Genomic DNA, 15945 nt, shown 5'->3' on the forward strand with positions numbered 1-15945 from the left:
TGCATGCCGGTTTTTTCAGCATTTCCTGTTCGCAAATTGCCCGTTCGGCCGATAAAACATAGACCCGCAGGGGATTTTTCATTATCCTTTGCCGTCCTTTCATCAGGCGTAAGTATGAAATATCGCTTTAATTCACTGATTACTATTAAAAAGTTCGCGGAGAAGGATATCCCGTTAGGCGCAATCGTTGGCGCCGCAGATTAAGGTAGACTGTCTCATGAGTACGATTTCTCCCGATTCAGGCACGCTGACGGCCGCTCAGCCAGCCAAATGGAACAAAACCGACACCGTCTGGATGTTCGGCCTTTATGCCACCGCGGTGGGTGCCGGCACGCTGTTCTTGCCGATCAACGCCGGTTTGAACGGCCCGCTGGTGCTGCTGTTGATGGCGCTGTTCGCTTTCCCGCTGACCTATTTGCCGCACCGCGCGCTCAGCCGCTTCGTGCTGTCCGGCTCCAGCCGCGACGGCAATATTCACGATGTGGTGGTGGAACACTTCGGCGTGCTGGCCGGCAAAATCATCATGATGCTGTATCTGATGGCGTTCTTCCCGATCGTGCTGGTGTACAGCATTTCGATCACCAACGCGCTGGACAGCTTCCTGATCCATCAGTTCCACGTGGCGCCGCTGCCGCGCATCTGGCTGAGTCTGGCGGTAGTGGTGGTGCTCAATCTGGTGCTGCTGCGCGGCAAAGACAGCATCGTGGCGGCGATGGGCATGCTGGTGTTCCCGCTGTTGGTGTTCCTGATGGGCATTTCGCTGTACCTGATGCCGAGCTGGAATACCGCCAACTTCGTTAATGGCCTGGCCGCCACCCGCTTCGACACGCCGGGGCTGTGGCATTCGCTGTGGCTGGCGGTGCCGGTGATGGTGTTCTCCTTCAGCCATGCGCCGATCATCTCTTCCTTCGCCTCGACGCAGAAGAGCCTGTATGGCGATAAGGCGGAACGCCGCTGCGCGCGCATCATGCGCTACAGCTATGTGCTGATCTGCGTCACCGTGCTGTTTTTCGTGTTCAGCTGCGTGCTGAGCCTGTCCCATGAAGACATGCAGCAGGCGAAAGACCAGAACATCACGGTGCTGACCACGCTGGCCAACAAATTCTCCAACCCGCTGATCGCCTATCTCGGCCCGGTAATGGCGATGTTGGCAATGGCCAAATCCTATCTCGGCACCTCGCTGGGGGTGACGGAAGGGGCGACCAGCCTGATCGACGGCGTCACGCGCGCGGTCGGCAAACCGCTCAGTTCGCGTATGACGCACCGCATCTCGGCGGTGTCGCTGTTCCTGCTCACCTGGGCGGCGACGGTGTGGAACCCCAGCGCGCTGCACATCATTGAAACCATCAGCGGCCCGCTGATTGCCGCCATCCTGTTCATTCTGCCGATGTACGCGGTGCGCGCGGTGCCGGCAATGCGTAAATACCGAGCGGCGAGCAACGTATTCGTACTGGTGATGGGCCTGATTGCGCTGTCGGCGCTGATCTACGGCCTGGTGTGATCCTCAGGGCGCGCCGCTTCCGGCGCGCCTCTTCATCCCGCATTACACATCCCTTTGCAATTAATCGCCGGGCAACGCGGCGCGACCTTTGATAATGCTAGCCATTCTCATTACTATTCCCTGGTTGAATTGTTTACCAAGGAGCTTTTCGTGCACCGTCGAATTACTCTGTCGGCGCTGGTTTGCGCCGCCGTGCTTTCCGCCCCGGCGATGGCCACTACCTATCCGCTGACCCTGACCGACACTTCCGGCCAGACGCTCACCCTCCAGCAAGAGCCAAAACGCATCGTGGTGCAGGACGGGCGCGATATTCTCACGCTGGCGCTGCTCGATCGCGCCAACCCGTTCGATCGGCTGGTGGCCTGGAACAACCTGTTGAAGAAAAGCGATGCGGCGACCTGGGACATCTTGCAAAGCAAATGGCCGGCGGCGAAAAACATCATCGATATGGGGTTCAGCGACAAGGGCGAAGTCAATCTGGAAAGCGTGATCGCCAAACGCCCCGATCTGATGATCGCCCAGCTGCGTTCCAAACCTTCGCTGAGCCAAACCGGCGTGCTGGATAAGCTGAAGGCGTTGAACGTGCCGGTGTTGTTTATCGACACCATGCTCAAGCCGGTGGAAAACACGCCGAAAAGCGTGACGCTGCTGGGGGAAACCCTCAACCGCGAAAGCGAAGCCAAGCAATATACCGATTATTATCAGCAGCACTATCAGGCCATTCTGGCCAAGACGCAGGCGGTGGAACCCAAGCCGCTGGTGTTCTTTGAAGCCAAGGCCGGCCTGAACGGGCTGGAGTCCTGCTGCTATACCCACGCCCACGTTGGCTGGGGTGCGTTGGTGGAGGCGGTCGGCGCGCGCAATATCGGCTCTGCGCTGCTGCCGGGCGCCACCGGCGACGTGGCGCTGGAAAAAGTGATCAGCATGAAGCCGGACGCCTACATCGTTTCCGGTTCACAGTGGGCCAGCAAGACCAACGCCGCGGTGCCGTTTGGCTACGGCGTGACGCAGCAGCAGGTGGATGAGGCTTTCAACCGCATGAAGCAGCGCCCGGGGTTCGCTCAGGTGTCGGCGGTGAAGGAAGGGCGGTTCTACGGCATCTACCATAACTTCTACAACCACCCGTACAACATCGTTGGGCTGGAGTATCTGGCGAAGTTTATCTATCCGGCGCAGTTCCCGGATCTGGATCCGGCCAAGACCTACAGCGAGATCCTCAGCCGCTTTACCGAAGTGCCGGAAGGCAAGGGCATTTTGGGCGCGCAGGCGCCGGCGGGGAAATAACGGCAACGGGCGCGACGATCGCGCCCGTTTTTTATCGTCAGGCGGCCGGCGTATAGGTGGAGATAATCTCCAGTACGCCGTTGATAATGAACTGCACGCCCATGCACACCAGCAGGAAGCCCATCAGGCGGGAGATCGCCTCGATGCCGCTTTTCCCCACCAAGCGCATGATGGCGCCGGAACTGAGCAGGCAGCCCCACAGGATCACCGCGACCGTCAGGAAGATGGCGACCGGCGCCACGGCCAGTACCCAGGGTTCAAAACCCAGCGTGTTCGCTTTGACGCTCGACGCCGAGCTGATGATCATCGCGATGGTACCCGGCCCGGCGGTGCTCGGCATGGCCAACGGCACGAAGGCGATGTTGGCCGACGTCTTATGGCGCAGCTCGTGCGACTTGCTCTCTACCTCCGGTGCCTCTTCAGGGCTCTGCTGGGGGAACAGCATGCGAAAACCGATGAAGGCGACGATCAGCCCGCCGGCGATACGCAGGCCGGGGATCGAAATGCCGAAGGTGTTCATCACCACCTGCCCGGCGTAAAACGCCACCGTCATGATGCAGAACACATAAACCGAGGCCATCAGCGACTGCTGATTGCGCTCTTCGCGCGTCATATTGCCGGACAACCCGAGCAGCAACGCCACCGTGGTCAGCGGGTTGGCCAGCGGCAGCAGCAGCACCAAACCCAGTCCGATGGCCTGGAATAACTGCAAAATACCCGTCATAAAAAACTCCCTGTGCAACGTTCAAGCCGCCAGGCGGCGGCCCATGAGCTGAACAGCCTAGCCTGCCGTGTGCCTGGCGGCAATGGGGATAGCTCGGAAGGTTAATTAACCGTCGGCCGGCGTTTCCTCTTCGCCATTGCACTCGCCGGCGAGCTCCGGTTCATCCCCACACCCCAGCGGCGCTTCATTGACCGCAATCGCTCGCGGCACTGAACGCGCGCCAAAATGCACCCGCCCATACAGCGTCGCTAATACCGCGCATAGCACGACGAGGACTGCGAGTAACCGGTTCATATGTGCATGGGTCTCGGTGGGAGCTGACTGGTATCAGGATAGTGGCTGGCGGCGAAGATCGCCACGTGGAGCAGGTATATCGCCGAGCGGCGATGACAAAAATGCGCTGCGCTCGGAAAAGGTGCGCAATTTTTGTGTTTTATGGCCTTTTTCGCCGCAGTTGGCCGGTAAAGGCCGATGTTTCGCATCAATTGCTACACCCCGCAGGCTCAGCTGCCTACCATAGGCGCGCTTTAAAACGATAATGAGACTGATTATGCAAGACGAGTTGAAACTTTTACTGGGGAAAATCGGCGCATTCGCGCTTTCCGGCGCTTTTTTGGCGGCCTTGGTCGGCCTGGTGTTTATCGACGTACACTGGCTGCATAATTTCGTGCATGAAACCTCGCTGACCGAAGTGGCGCAGGAACTGTTGCTGCTCGCCATCGCCGGTGGTTTTTTCGCCGCGGCCTGGCGACAGGCTGAACGCCGCTCCGCCTGGATGCTGGTCGGCGGCTTCTTTCTCTGCATGCTGATCCGCGAGATGGACTTCGCCTTCGATGCGCTGTGGCACGGCGCGTGGGTGTGGTTCGCGCTGGCGGTCGCCTTGGTTTGCCTGTGGCATGCCGGCAGGCACATCGCGGCGACGGTGCGCGGCCTGGCTGATTTCGTGACGCATCCCGGCTACGGCATGATGTGTGCGGGCCTGCTGTGCATTCTGGTGTTTTCACGCCTGTTCGGCATGAGCGCGCTGTGGCAAACGCTGATGTTGGACGGCTATAACCGGGTAGTGAAAAACATGGTGGAAGAGGGCTGTGAACTGCTGGGCTACGGCCTGTGCCTGCTGGCCACCCTGAGCTACATGAAAACCGTTTTTGCGCCGGATGACGCGAAAGCGTGAGGGCGGCACTTTATTTATCCGGAACAATTTTAGTGATACTATTCGCTTAGCCGAATGCGGCTGAGAAGGTATGCGTTCCATTCTGTATACCCAGTGAGGTTTCAATCTGGCAATTGTGGGCGAGATCTGAAACCTGGCTGACCAAACCCAAAACCCAATTTTCGTACTGCATGTGATCTGTCGTGTGGGTCACCACTGTAGATAAGGAATTATTAATGCCTGTTATTACTCTTCCTGACGGTAGTCAGCGTCATTTCGACCACCCCGTTTCCCCGATGGATGTCGCGCGCGATATCGGCCCTGGCCTGGCGAAAGCCTGTATCGCCGGCCGCGTCAACGGCGAGCTGGTTGATGCCGGCGATCTGATCGAATCAGATGCGCAGCTGGCCATCATCACCATCAAAGATGAAGACGGTCTGGAAATCATGCGCCACTCCTGCGCGCACCTGCTGGGTCATGCGATCAAGCAGCTGTGGCCGGATACCAAAATGGCGATCGGTCCGGTGATCGACAACGGTTTCTATTATGACGTGGATATCGACCGCACCCTGACGCAGGAAGACCTGGATCTGCTGGAAAAGCGGATGCACGAGTTGGCCGATAAGGATTACGACGTCATCAAGAAGAAGGTCAGCTGGCAAGAAGCCCGCGACACCTTCGCTGAGCGCGGCGAAATCTACAAAGTGGCGATCCTGGATGAGAACATCAGCCATGACGATCGTCCTGGCCTGTATCACCACGAAGAATACGTCGACATGTGCCGTGGCCCGCACGTGCCAAACATGCGTTTCTGTCACCATTTCAAGCTGCAGAAAACCTCCGGCGCTTACTGGCGCGGCGACAGCAAAAACAAAATGCTGCAGCGTATCTACGGCACCGCCTGGGCAGACAAGAAGCAGCTGAACGCCTACCTGCAGCGCCTGGAAGAAGCGGCCAAGCGCGATCACCGCAAGATCGGCAAACAGCTCGACCTGTATCACATGCAGGAAGAAGCGCCGGGCATGGTGTTCTGGCACAACGACGGTTGGACGATTTTCCGCGAGCTGGAAGCCTTCGTGCGCATGAAGCTCAAAGAGTATCAGTACCAGGAAGTGAAAGGTCCGTTCATGATGGACCGCGTGCTGTGGGAAAAAACCGGCCACTGGGAAAACTACAAAGACGCCATGTTCACCACCGCGTCGGAAAACCGCGAATACTGCATCAAGCCGATGAACTGCCCGGGTCACGTGCAGATCTTCAACCAGGGCCTGAAGTCGTACCGCGATTTGCCGCTGCGCATGGGCGAGTTCGGCAGCTGCCACCGCAACGAGCCATCGGGCTCCCTGCACGGCCTGATGCGCGTGCGTGGCTTCACGCAGGATGACGCCCATATCTTCTGTACCGAAGAGCAGGTGCGTGCCGAAGTGAACGAATGCATTCGCATGGTCTATGACGTGTACGGTACTTTTGGCTTCGACAAGATCGCCGTCAAGCTGTCTACGCGTCCGGAAAAACGCATCGGCACCGACGACATGTGGACCCGTGCGGAAGAAGACCTGGCCGCTGCGCTGACCGAGAACGGCATTCCGTTTGAATATCAGCCGGGTGAGGGTGCCTTCTACGGACCGAAAATTGAATTTACCCTGCATGATTGTTTGGATCGCGCATGGCAATGTGGTACCGTGCAGCTCGATTTCTTCTTGCCAGGCCGTTTGGGCGCCTCGTACGTTGGCGAAAACAACGATCGCGTCGTGCCGGTAATGATTCACCGCGCCATTTTGGGCTCCATGGAACGTTTCATCGGTATCCTTACCGAAGAATACGCCGGGTTCTACCCGACCTGGATCGCTCCGGTGCAGGTGGTGGTGATGAATATCACCGACAGCCAGTCTGATTATGTCCAGCAATTGACCAAAAAACTGCAGGATGCAGGCATTCGCGTGAAAGCGGACTTGAGAAATGAGAAGATTGGCTTTAAAATTCGCGAACATACTTTACGTCGAGTCCCTTACATGTTGGTGTGCGGCGACAAAGAGGTCGAAGCAGGCAAAGTTGCCGTTCGTACCCGCCGTGGCAAAGACTTGGGAAGCCTGGACGTAAACGAAGTCGTAGACAAGCTGCTGAAAGAGATTCGCAGCCGTAGTCTTCATCAACTGGAGGAATAAAGTATTAAAGGCGGAAAACGAGTTCAACCGGCGCGTCCTAATCGCATTAACAGAGAAATTCGCGCGCAAGAAGTTCGCCTAACCGGCGTCGATGGCGAGCAGATTGGTATTGTCAGTCTGAATGAAGCTCTTGAAAAAGCTGAGGAAGCGGGCGTTGATTTAGTAGAAATCAGCCCAAATGCCGAACCGCCAGTTTGCCGAATCATGGATTACGGCAAATTCCTCTACGAGAAGAGCAAGTCGACGAAAGAACAGAAGAAGAAGCAAAAAGTTATCCAGGTTAAGGAAATCAAATTCCGTCCTGGCACCGATGATGGCGACTATCAGGTCAAACTACGCAACCTGATTCGCTTTCTGGAAGATGGCGATAAAGCCAAAATCACCCTGCGTTTCCGTGGGCGTGAGATGGCGCACCAGCAGATCGGTATGGAAGTGCTTAACCGCGTCCGTAAAGACCTGTGTGAAGATATGGATCTGGCAGTGGTCGAATCCTTCCCTACGAAGATCGAAGGCCGCCAGATGATTATGGTGCTCGCTCCTAAGAAGAAACAGTAAGGCTTACAAGTAATGGAACCCGCGCGGCGCTTGCGCTGTGTGGGTTTTATTCGCCCAACTGATTCGTTGTTTAACAATGCGAAGTGGATTTAATTAAAATGCCAAAGATTAAAACTGTACGTGGTGCAGCCAAGCGCTTCAAAAAAACCGGCAGCGGTGGTTTTAAGCGTAAACATGCCAACCTGCGTCATATTCTGACCAAAAAAGCAACCAAGCGTAAACGTCACCTGCGTCCGAAAGGCATGGTGTCTAAAAACGATCTGGTCCTGGTTACCGCGTGCCTGCCGTACGCATAAGCCATTTTTTTTGAATTTAGAATAAGACTTTAGGAGAGAGCATATGGCTCGCGTAAAACGTGGTGTAATTGCACGCGCACGTCACAAGAAAATTATGAAGCAGGCGAAAGGTTACTACGGTGCCCGTTCGCGCGTATATCGTGTTGCCTTCCAGGCAGTAATCAAAGCAGGCCAGTATGCTTACCGTGACCGTCGTCAACGTAAGCGTCAGTTCCGTCAGCTGTGGATTGCACGTATCAACGCAGCTGCTCGTCAGAACGGTCTGTCTTACAGCAAGTTCATCAACGGCTTGAAAAAAGCGTCGATCGAAATTGACCGTAAGATCCTGGCTGACATCGCAGTCTTCGACAAAGTGGCCTTCGGCGCACTGGTTGAGAAAGCGAAAGCAGCTCTGGCGTAAGTCAGTAGAAGAGGGAGCTTGCTCCCTCTTTTAATCTTTGTTTTCAGCGACAAATATTGACTTTTATTGGCCGCCGCTATATCACTGGTGGGCAATCATCGACAAGGTACCGCAATCATGCACGCAGCTATTTTTCGTTTCTTTTTTTACTTTAGCGCCTGATTTCAGGAGGCTTTGCGCGTAAGAAAAGAAACGAAAAGTAGCGCCTAAGCCTCCCTCGTGGAGGCTTTTTTGTTTTTGGCCATCGTCCCGCCTTGCAAAGCGTTGCGGTGAGAGCGGCAGGCGTTGAGCGAGCCTTGTGCCTCGCTGGTGAGTCGCCTGGCCGGCAACGTATTGAAAAGTCTTTGAAGATTGCTCAAAGGCGTGTTCGAATAATAGATAACAATTACTTAGGGCCATCCCGGCCAGAGGAAGAGGAAAGCAATGCCACATCTCGCAGAGCTGGTTGCCAATGCCAAGGCAGCCGTAGAAGATGCCCAGGATGTTGCCGCGTTAGATTTGGTACGCGTCGAATATTTTGGCAAGAAAGGTCATTTCACCTTGCAGATGCAGTCTCTGCGCGACGTACCGGCGGAAGACCGTCCGGCGGCCGGCGCGGTGATCAACCAGGCCAAGCAAGAGGTGCAAGACGCGCTCAACGCGCGTAAGAACGCACTGGAAAGCGCCGCGCTGAACGCGCGCCTGGCGGCAGAAACCATCGACGTGTCCTTGCCGGGCCGTCGCATGGAGAACGGTGGCCTGCATCCGGTGACCCGCACCATCGACCGTATCGAAACCTTCTTCGGCGAGCTGGGCTTCTCCGTTGCCACCGGCCCGGAAATTGAAGACGATTACCATAACTTCGACGCGCTGAACATTCCAGGGCATCACCCGGCGCGCGCCGACCACGACACCTTCTGGTTCGACGCCACGCGCCTGCTGCGCACCCAGACTTCAGGCGTGCAGATCCGCACCATGAAGAACCAGCAGCCGCCGATCCGCATCATTGCGCCGGGCCGCGTTTATCGTAACGACTACGATCAGACGCACACCCCGATGTTCCACCAGATGGAAGGGCTGATCGTCGATAAAGACATCAGCTTCACCAACCTGAAGGGCACGTTGCACGATTTCCTGAACAACTTCTTTGAAGAAGACCTGCAGGTTCGTTTCCGTCCGTCCTACTTCCCGTTCACCGAGCCGTCCGCTGAAGTGGACGTGATGGGCAAGAACGGCAAGTGGCTGGAAGTGCTGGGCTGCGGCATGGTGCATCCGAACGTGCTGCGCAACGTGGGCATCGATCCGGAAGTTTATTCCGGCTTCGCCTTCGGCATGGGCATGGAGCGCCTGACGATGCTGCGTTACGGCGTCACCGACCTGCGCGCATTCTTCGAAAACGATCTGCGTTTCCTCAAACAGTTTAAGTAAGGCGGGAATATCACATGAAATTCAGTGAACTCTGGTTGCGCGAGTGGGTAAATCCGGCCATCAGCAGCGAAGCATTATCCGATCAAATCACCATGGCCGGCCTGGAAGTGGACGGCGTGGATCCGGTTGCCGGCGCGTTTAACGGCGTCGTCGTGGGCGAGGTGGTCGAGTGCGGCCAGCACCCGAACGCCGACAAACTGCGCGTCACCAAGGTTAACGTAGGCGGCGATCGCCTGCTCGACATCGTCTGCGGCGCGCCAAACTGCCGTACCGGCCTGAAAGTGGCGGTCGCCACCGTGGGCGCGGTGCTGCCGGGCGATTTCAAAATCAAGGCCGCCAAGCTGCGCGGCGAACCTTCGGAAGGCATGCTGTGCTCGTTCTCCGAGCTGGGCATTTCCGACGATCATGACGGTATCATTGAGCTGCCGCTGGATGCGCCGATCGGCACCGACATCCGCGACTATCTGAAACTGAACGACAACACCATCGAGATCAGCGTCACGCCGAACCGCGCCGACTGCCTGGGCATCATCGGCGTTGCGCGCGACGTGGGCGTACTGAACCAGGTTGCGCTGACCGAGCCGGACATGAGCCCGGTAGCCGCCACCATCGACGCCACGCTGCCGATCCGCGTTGACGCGGCGCAGGCGTGCCCACGCTATCTGGGCCGCGTAGTGAAAGGCATCGACGTCAAGGCGCCAACCCCGCTGTGGATGCGTGAAAAACTGCGTCGCTGCGGTATCCGTTCTATCGATGCCGTGGTTGACGTCACCAACTATGTGCTGCTGGAGCTTGGCCAACCGATGCACGCCTTCGATCTGAGCCGCATCGACGGCGGCATCGTGGTGCGCATGGCGGAAGAAGGGGAAACCTTGACACTGCTGGACGGCAGCGAAGCCAAACTGAACGCCGACACCTTAGTGATCGCCGATCATCAAAAAGCACTGGCGATGGGCGGCATCTTCGGCGGCGAGCATTCCGGCGTCAACGGGGAAACTCAGGACGTGCTGCTGGAGTGCGCCTTCTTCAGCCCGCTGTCGATCACCGGTCGCGCACGTCGTCACGGCCTGCACACCGATGCTTCTCACCGCTATGAGCGCGGCGTCGATCCGGCGCTGCAGTACAAAGCGATGGAGCGCGCTACGCGCCTGCTGCTCGACATCTGCGGCGGCCAGGCTGGCCCGGTTATCGACGTGACCGATGAAAACGAACTGCCGAAGCGCGCTACCATCACGCTGCGCCGCGAGAAGCTGGATCGCCTGATCGGCCACGTGGTGCCGAGCGAGCAGGTTAGCGACATTCTGCGCCGCCTGGGTTGCCAGGTAACCGAACAGGGCGACAGCTGGCAAGCGGTCGCGCCGAGCTGGCGTTTCGATATGGAGATCGAAGAGGACCTGGTGGAAGAAGTGGCGCGCGTTTACGGCTACGACAACATCCCGGATGTGCCGGTTCGTGCCGATTTGGTGATGACCCAGCATCGCGAAGCCGATCTGACGCTCAAGCGCGTGAAGACCATGCTGGTCGATCACGGCTACCAGGAAGCGATCACCTACAGCTTCGTCGATCCGAAAGTGCAGGCATTGCTGCATCCGAATGAAGAAGCGCTGATCCTGCCGAGCCCGATTTCGGTCGAGATGTCGGCGATGCGTCTGTCGCTGTGGACCGGCCTGCTGTCTGCGGTGGTGTATAACCAGAACCGCCAGCAGACGCGCCTGCGCCTGTTCGAAAGCGGCCTGCGCTTTGTGCCTGATAGTGCGGCAGATCTGGGTATCCGTCAGGACGTCATGCTGGCAGGCGTGATCGCTGGCCATACGCACGATGAGCATTGGGATCTGGCGCGCAAGCCCGTCGACTTCTATGATTTAAAAGGGGATCTGGAGTCTGTCCTCGAGCTGACCGGTAAATTATCCGAAATTCAGTTCCGGGCGGAAGCCAATCCGGCCCTGCATCCAGGGCAAAGTGCGGCGATTTATTTGCACGGCGAACGCGTAGGTTTCATCGGTGTGGTTCACCCGGAACTTGAACGTAAACTGGATCTTAACGGCCGCACCGTGGTGTTTGAACTGGAGTGGAACAAGCTTGCGAGCCGCGCCGTGCCTCAGGCGCGGGAGATTTCGCGCTTCCCGGCAAACCGCCGTGATATCGCCGTTGTGGTGGCTGAAAACGTCCCCGCAGAAGATATTTTGGCCGAGTGTAAGAAAGTTGGCGCAAATCAGGTAGTTGGCGTAAACTTGTTTGACGTGTACCGTGGCAAGGGCGTGGCAGAAGGTGACAAGAGCCTGGCTATCAGTCTGGTATTGCAGGATACCGCTCGTACACTGGAAGAAGAGGAGATAGCCGCTACCGTTGCAAAATGCGTAGAGGCTCTAAAACAGCGATTCCAAGCATCCTTGAGGGATTGAACCTATGGCGCTTACTAAAGCTGAAATGTCAGAACACCTGTTTGAGAAGCTTGGGCTTAGCAAACGGGACGCCAAAGACCTGGTGGAACTGTTCTTTGAAGAGGTCCGTCGGGCCCTTGAGAATGGCGAACAGGTAAAACTGTCGGGTTTTGGCAACTTTGATCTGCGTGACAAGAACCAACGTCCGGGGCGTAACCCGAAGACCGGCGAAGACATTCCGATTACGGCGCGCCGCGTGGTGACCTTCCGTCCGGGGCAGAAGCTGAAAAGCCGGGTAGAAAACGCCAGCCCGAAAGGGTGAGTGACGTGACATCAAAAAAGGCCGCTTGCGCGGCCTTTTTCTTTTTTTTGGGAAAATTCAGTTTATTCCTAATGGGCAATGTAAGAATTAAATTTATTCATTAAAGCACTACGGCGAAAATTTATTTAATCTTATTTGCGGAATATTCTTATATCTTATATCTTATTTCATTTGATGGGTGGCCTTATTTGTCATTTCAATAACGGCCATAATAATGGCCTGGGCCGTCGCCACGGTGGCCTCCACCCCAGTGCGGGCCCCAGCAGCAGGCGCTGAGGCTTGAGGCCAGGGCCACAACGGCCAGCAACATACCGATACGTTTAATCATCTTATTATCCTCCGGTGGGAATCCATTTAATTATAATTGTCTTGCGGCTTGAGAGACGTCAGTTATTCGTTAAACCTTGTCAGTGGTTATGATAATTAAAGGCGGCGGCAAACAGTGTAGGGATTGTGTAAGGCCGTCGAAAACGATCTGAAAATAGGCATCGATGAGATAGTCGTTAAATAAGCACGCTGATATAACCACTGCAGCAAGAAAAATAGAGTGAGAAGGTAAAATGAAAAAGATCCTGTTGCTGGTGTGTTTCCCGCTGTTGCTGCCGCTGGCGGCGCAGGCCGATGTGTCCGTCGATATCAACGTGCCGGGCGTTTCCCTGCATCTGGGGGATCAGGACCGTCGCGGCTACTACTGGGATGGCTACGACTGGCGTCCACCGCAGTGGTGGCATGCGCACCAGGGCCGCGGTCTGGGTGAGCGCAATGCGCGCGGTTTGTACTGGGACGGCGGACGCTGGCAACCTTCGCCGCCGCGTGGTTATGAGCATCGCGGGCCGGAGCGCAGCGGCAATCCGTTCCATGGCGATCGCGATAATCGCGACCGCCGTCATGACGATCGGGGTGACCATGACCGGCGCGATGACGGCCGCGGTCAGCCTTATCCACCGGGCAACGCCGGCCCGCATCGTTAATCCCTGAGTTTATCGGCGGCTGGTTTTGCCATCATCATGGTGATGACGGGCAGGGCCAGCCGCTGCTTTCCTGCGCCATCGCCTACGCAAGGCTTCCCCTTGCGGCGTTAACCCCCTAATATTCGACTCAGACGTCAATTATCCGGCCACGACAGCGGCCGGCAGGGAACCGCTGCGCCATGCCAACCAGCCGTACTTTCACCTTACTGTTGCAACATCAGCGCTATCGCGATAAGCGCCAGGTCACTCTGCTGGTGCTGGGTGTGGCGGTGGCGTTGCTGTTCAGCCTCTGCGCCGGTGACCAATGGATATGGCCGTCAGAGTGGTTCAGCGATCGGGCGCAGCTGTTCGTTTGGCAACTGCGTTTACCGCGCGCGCTGGCGGTGATGCTGGTCGGCGCCGCCCTGGCGGTGGCGGGCGCGGTGATGCAGGCGCTGTTTGAAAACCCGCTGGCGGAGCCCGGTCTGCTGGGGGTGGCTAACGGTGCCGGCGTCGCGCTGGTGTTGACGGTGCTGTTAGGGCACGGTTTGTTGCCGGTGGCGCTGATGAGCGCCGCCGCGATAGCCGGTGCGCTGGCGATGACCTTTTTGCTGCTGGGCTTCGCTCGGCGCCGGCGCCTGACCAATGCTCGGCTGTTGCTGGTTGGCGTGGCGCTGGGCATCGTGTGCAGCGCGCTGATGACCTGGGCGGTCTATTTCAGCACCAGCCTCGATCTGCGGCAGCTGATGTACTGGATGATGGGCGGTTTCGGCGGCGTGGACTGGCGGCAAAAGTGGCTGGTGCTGGCGCTGCTGCCGGTGCTGCTGTGGCTGTGCGGCCAGGGCAGAGCGCTCAACCTGATGGCGCTGGGCGAGGTACAGGCGCGGCAACTTGGGCTGTCGCTGCATCTGTGGCGTAATTTGCTGGTGCTGGCGATCGGCTGGCTGGTTGGCGTCAGCGTGGCGCTCGCCGGAGTGATTGGTTTTGTTGGTTTGGTGATCCCGCATATTTTGCGGCTCACCGGCCTGACCGACCAGCGCTATCTGCTGCCGGCCTGCGCGCTGGCGGGAGCCGGGGTGTTGCTGGTGGCCGATGTGATCGCCCGCGTTGCGCTGCTGGCGGCCGAGCTGCCGATCGGCGTGGTGACCGCCACGCTGGGGGCGCCGCTATTTATCTGGTTACTGACCCGGACAAAGGGCGTAAGGTAGTTTTCTTCATTCACCTGCCATTAAAAAACCAAAGGATGACAACCGATGAGTAAGCCAATCTACAACCTGCCGTTACACACCATCGAAAACCAGGCGACCACGCTGGGCGCCTATCAGGGTAAGGTGCTGCTGGTGGTCAACGTGGCCTCGGAGTGCGGCCTGACCAAGCAATATGAAGGGCTGGAAGCGCTGTACGAAACCTATCGCGATCGGGGGCTGGAAGTTTTGGGGTTCCCGTCCAATGAATTCCTGGGCCAGGAGCCGGGCAGCAACGAAGAGATCCTGGCGTTTTGCCGCGGCACCTTCGGCGTGCAATTCCCGATGTTCGCCAAGATTGAGGTGAACGGCGAACATCGGCATCCGCTGTACCAGGCGCTGATTGCCGCGCAGCCGGATGCTGTCGCACCGCAGGGCAGCGAGTTCCTGGCGCGAATGACCAGCAAAGGGCGTGCGCCGAAGCACGCCGGCGATATTCTGTGGAACTTCGAGAAATTCCTCATCGCGCGCGACGGCACGGTGACCCAACGCTTCTCGCCTGACACCACGCCGGAAGATCCGGCGCTGGTGGCGGCGGTAAAACAAGCGCTGGCAGGATAAGACGGATGCTGCAACTCGTCGAGGTTGGGGTGGCGGGGCGCCTGGCGCCTTTTTCGGCACAGATTGAAGGCGGGTTGCAGGTTCATCTGATCGGCCCAAACGGCGCCGGGAAGAGCACCTTGCTGGCGCGGGTGGCCGGCATGCTGCCGGGGCTGGGCGAGGTTCGCCTGGACGGGCGCGCGCTGGCCGATTATCCGGGTAACGCGCTGGCATGCCGGCGCGGCTATCTCAGCCAGCAACAGCCGCCGGTGTCGCTGATGCCGGTGTTCCAGTATTTGGCCTTGCACCGGCCAGCGGCAGCGGCGCAAACCGATGTGGAACACGCCATTCTCTATTTGTGCCAGCGGCTGAAGCTGGTGGATAAGCTGTCACGCATGCTGACGCAGCTCTCCGGTGGCGAATGGCAGCGGGTGCGGCTGGCGGCGGTGTTGCTGCAGGTGTGGCCCAGCGTCAATCCGCACAGTCAGCTGTTGTTGCTGGATGAGCCGACCAACAGCCTGGACGTGGCGCAGAAAGTCGCGCTGGATCGCCTGCTGCGGGAATTTTGCCAGAGCGGGCGCAGCGCGCTGGTGTGCGCGCACGATCTGAATCATACCTTACAGCAGGCCGATCGGGTTTGGTTGCTGCACGCCGGGCGGCTGGTGGCACAGGGGGCCACGCGTGAGGTGATGGCACCCGCGCTGCTGTCGCAGATCTATGAAGTGGACTTCCACCTGCAATGGGTGGGGGACCAGCGTTGGATCATGACCCGCACGGCTTGAGTCGCGGCGACGGCGGAGCGTAACGTAAACGAACACTAAACGTAGTGAATATAAATAGCCGGGTAATCATTGGTTAATATTGGGCTGCCTCTCACTTTCTTATCGATTTTCTTGAAAAACGTCGATGACGTGCTACGCTTGATTCGGCAAAAATAAAATACGTAAATAATTATTAATAAATATAATAAATTGATTTTAATAATGATTTTAAATAGATGATGGCGGCACCCACCAATCAGTT

16 protein-coding genes and 1 other annotated feature are annotated in these 15945 nt (G+C 57.6%); of the genes, 15 read left to right on the forward strand and 1 reads right to left on the reverse strand.

Features of this window, described 5'->3' with window-relative positions; all coding sequences use genetic code 11:
- The first annotated feature begins 217 nt into the window (after window positions 1–217).
- Complete coding sequence (locus V8N38_RS10915; RefSeq protein WP_049274104.1) at window positions 218–1501, forward strand: serine/threonine protein kinase; 1284 nt, start codon at window positions 218–220, stop codon at window positions 1499–1501.
- 150 nt (window positions 1502–1651) lie between these two features.
- Window positions 1652–2785 (forward strand): ABC transporter substrate-binding protein, encoded by a 1134-nt coding sequence (locus V8N38_RS10920; protein ID WP_084826330.1) that lies wholly within the window; start codon window positions 1652–1654, stop codon window positions 2783–2785.
- A gap of 37 nt (window positions 2786–2822) precedes the next feature.
- Here V8N38_RS10920 and V8N38_RS10925 read toward each other — a convergent pair whose 3' ends face one another.
- Window positions 2823–3509, reverse strand: coding sequence for a MarC family NAAT transporter (locus tag V8N38_RS10925; RefSeq protein WP_038877591.1), 687 nt, complete (start codon window positions 3507–3509; stop codon window positions 2823–2825).
- 550 nt (window positions 3510–4059) lie between these two features.
- On the opposite strand from V8N38_RS10925, the gene V8N38_RS10930 reads away from it, so the two are divergent.
- The 13 genes from V8N38_RS10930 to btuD all read left to right on the forward strand — a co-directional run bounded on the left by V8N38_RS10930 (window position 4060) and on the right by btuD (window position 15704).
- Window positions 4060–4683 (forward strand): hypothetical protein, encoded by a 624-nt coding sequence (locus tag V8N38_RS10930; RefSeq protein ID WP_147840234.1) that lies wholly within the window; start codon window positions 4060–4062, stop codon window positions 4681–4683.
- A gap of 215 nt (window positions 4684–4898) precedes the next feature.
- The gene (gene thrS / locus V8N38_RS10935; RefSeq protein WP_025159696.1) at window positions 4899–6827 is read left to right on the forward strand and encodes a threonine--tRNA ligase; all 1929 of its coding nucleotides are present in this window, start codon (window positions 4899–4901) and stop codon (window positions 6825–6827) included.
- Between the two features lie 3 nt (window positions 6828–6830).
- Entirely contained in the window at window positions 6831–7382 is a 552-nt protein-coding gene (gene infC / locus V8N38_RS10940) for a translation initiation factor IF-3 (protein ID WP_048233542.1), read from the forward strand.
- Between the two features lie 98 nt (window positions 7383–7480).
- Window positions 7481–7678, forward strand: coding sequence for a 50S ribosomal protein L35 (rpmI, locus tag V8N38_RS10945; RefSeq protein WP_004931418.1), 198 nt, complete (start codon window positions 7481–7483; stop codon window positions 7676–7678).
- Window positions 7679–7721: 43 nt separating this feature from the next.
- Window positions 7722–8078, forward strand: a complete 357-nt coding sequence (gene rplT / locus V8N38_RS10950; protein WP_004931417.1) for a 50S ribosomal protein L20 — start codon at window positions 7722–7724, stop codon at window positions 8076–8078.
- 113 nt (window positions 8079–8191) lie between these two features.
- Window positions 8192–8314 (forward strand) — a sequence feature (Phe leader region).
- The gene (gene pheM / locus V8N38_RS10955; RefSeq protein WP_121626058.1) at window positions 8196–8240 is read left to right on the forward strand and encodes a pheST operon leader peptide PheM; all 45 of its coding nucleotides are present in this window, start codon (window positions 8196–8198) and stop codon (window positions 8238–8240) included. It overlaps the preceding feature by 45 nt.
- A 187-nt stretch (window positions 8315–8501) precedes the next feature.
- Window positions 8502–9485, forward strand: a complete 984-nt coding sequence (gene pheS, locus V8N38_RS10960) for a phenylalanine--tRNA ligase subunit alpha (RefSeq protein WP_004931416.1) — start codon at window positions 8502–8504, stop codon at window positions 9483–9485.
- Between the two features lie 14 nt (window positions 9486–9499).
- Complete coding sequence (gene pheT / locus V8N38_RS10965) at window positions 9500–11887, forward strand: phenylalanine--tRNA ligase subunit beta (protein WP_147840233.1); 2388 nt, start codon at window positions 9500–9502, stop codon at window positions 11885–11887.
- Window positions 11888–11891: 4 nt separating this feature from the next.
- On the forward strand, window positions 11892–12188 hold the full coding sequence (ihfA, locus tag V8N38_RS10970; protein WP_004931414.1) for an integration host factor subunit alpha: 297 nt from the start codon (window positions 11892–11894) through the stop codon (window positions 12186–12188).
- A 560-nt stretch (window positions 12189–12748) separates the two neighbouring features.
- Complete coding sequence (locus V8N38_RS10975; RefSeq protein WP_147840232.1) at window positions 12749–13159, forward strand: DUF2502 domain-containing protein; 411 nt, start codon at window positions 12749–12751, stop codon at window positions 13157–13159.
- A gap of 179 nt (window positions 13160–13338) precedes the next feature.
- Window positions 13339–14346, forward strand: a complete 1008-nt coding sequence (gene btuC / locus V8N38_RS10980; protein ID WP_147840231.1) for a vitamin B12 ABC transporter permease BtuC — start codon at window positions 13339–13341, stop codon at window positions 14344–14346.
- A 45-nt stretch (window positions 14347–14391) separates the two neighbouring features.
- Window positions 14392–14943: a glutathione peroxidase gene (locus tag V8N38_RS10985; protein ID WP_147840230.1), complete on the forward strand. Its 552-nt coding sequence runs from the start codon at window positions 14392–14394 to the stop codon at window positions 14941–14943.
- A 5-nt stretch (window positions 14944–14948) separates the two neighbouring features.
- Window positions 14949–15704 carry a vitamin B12 ABC transporter ATP-binding protein BtuD gene (gene btuD / locus V8N38_RS10990; RefSeq protein WP_060419216.1) on the forward strand — a complete coding sequence of 252 codons (756 nt, stop codon included), beginning with the start codon at window positions 14949–14951 and terminating at the stop codon, window positions 15702–15704.
- Window positions 15705–15945: the final 241 nt, after the last annotated feature.

Origin of the sequence: Serratia nevei (assembly GCF_037948395.1) — a bacterium.
GTDB classification, from domain to species: Bacteria; Pseudomonadota; Gammaproteobacteria; order Enterobacterales; family Enterobacteriaceae; genus Serratia; species Serratia nevei.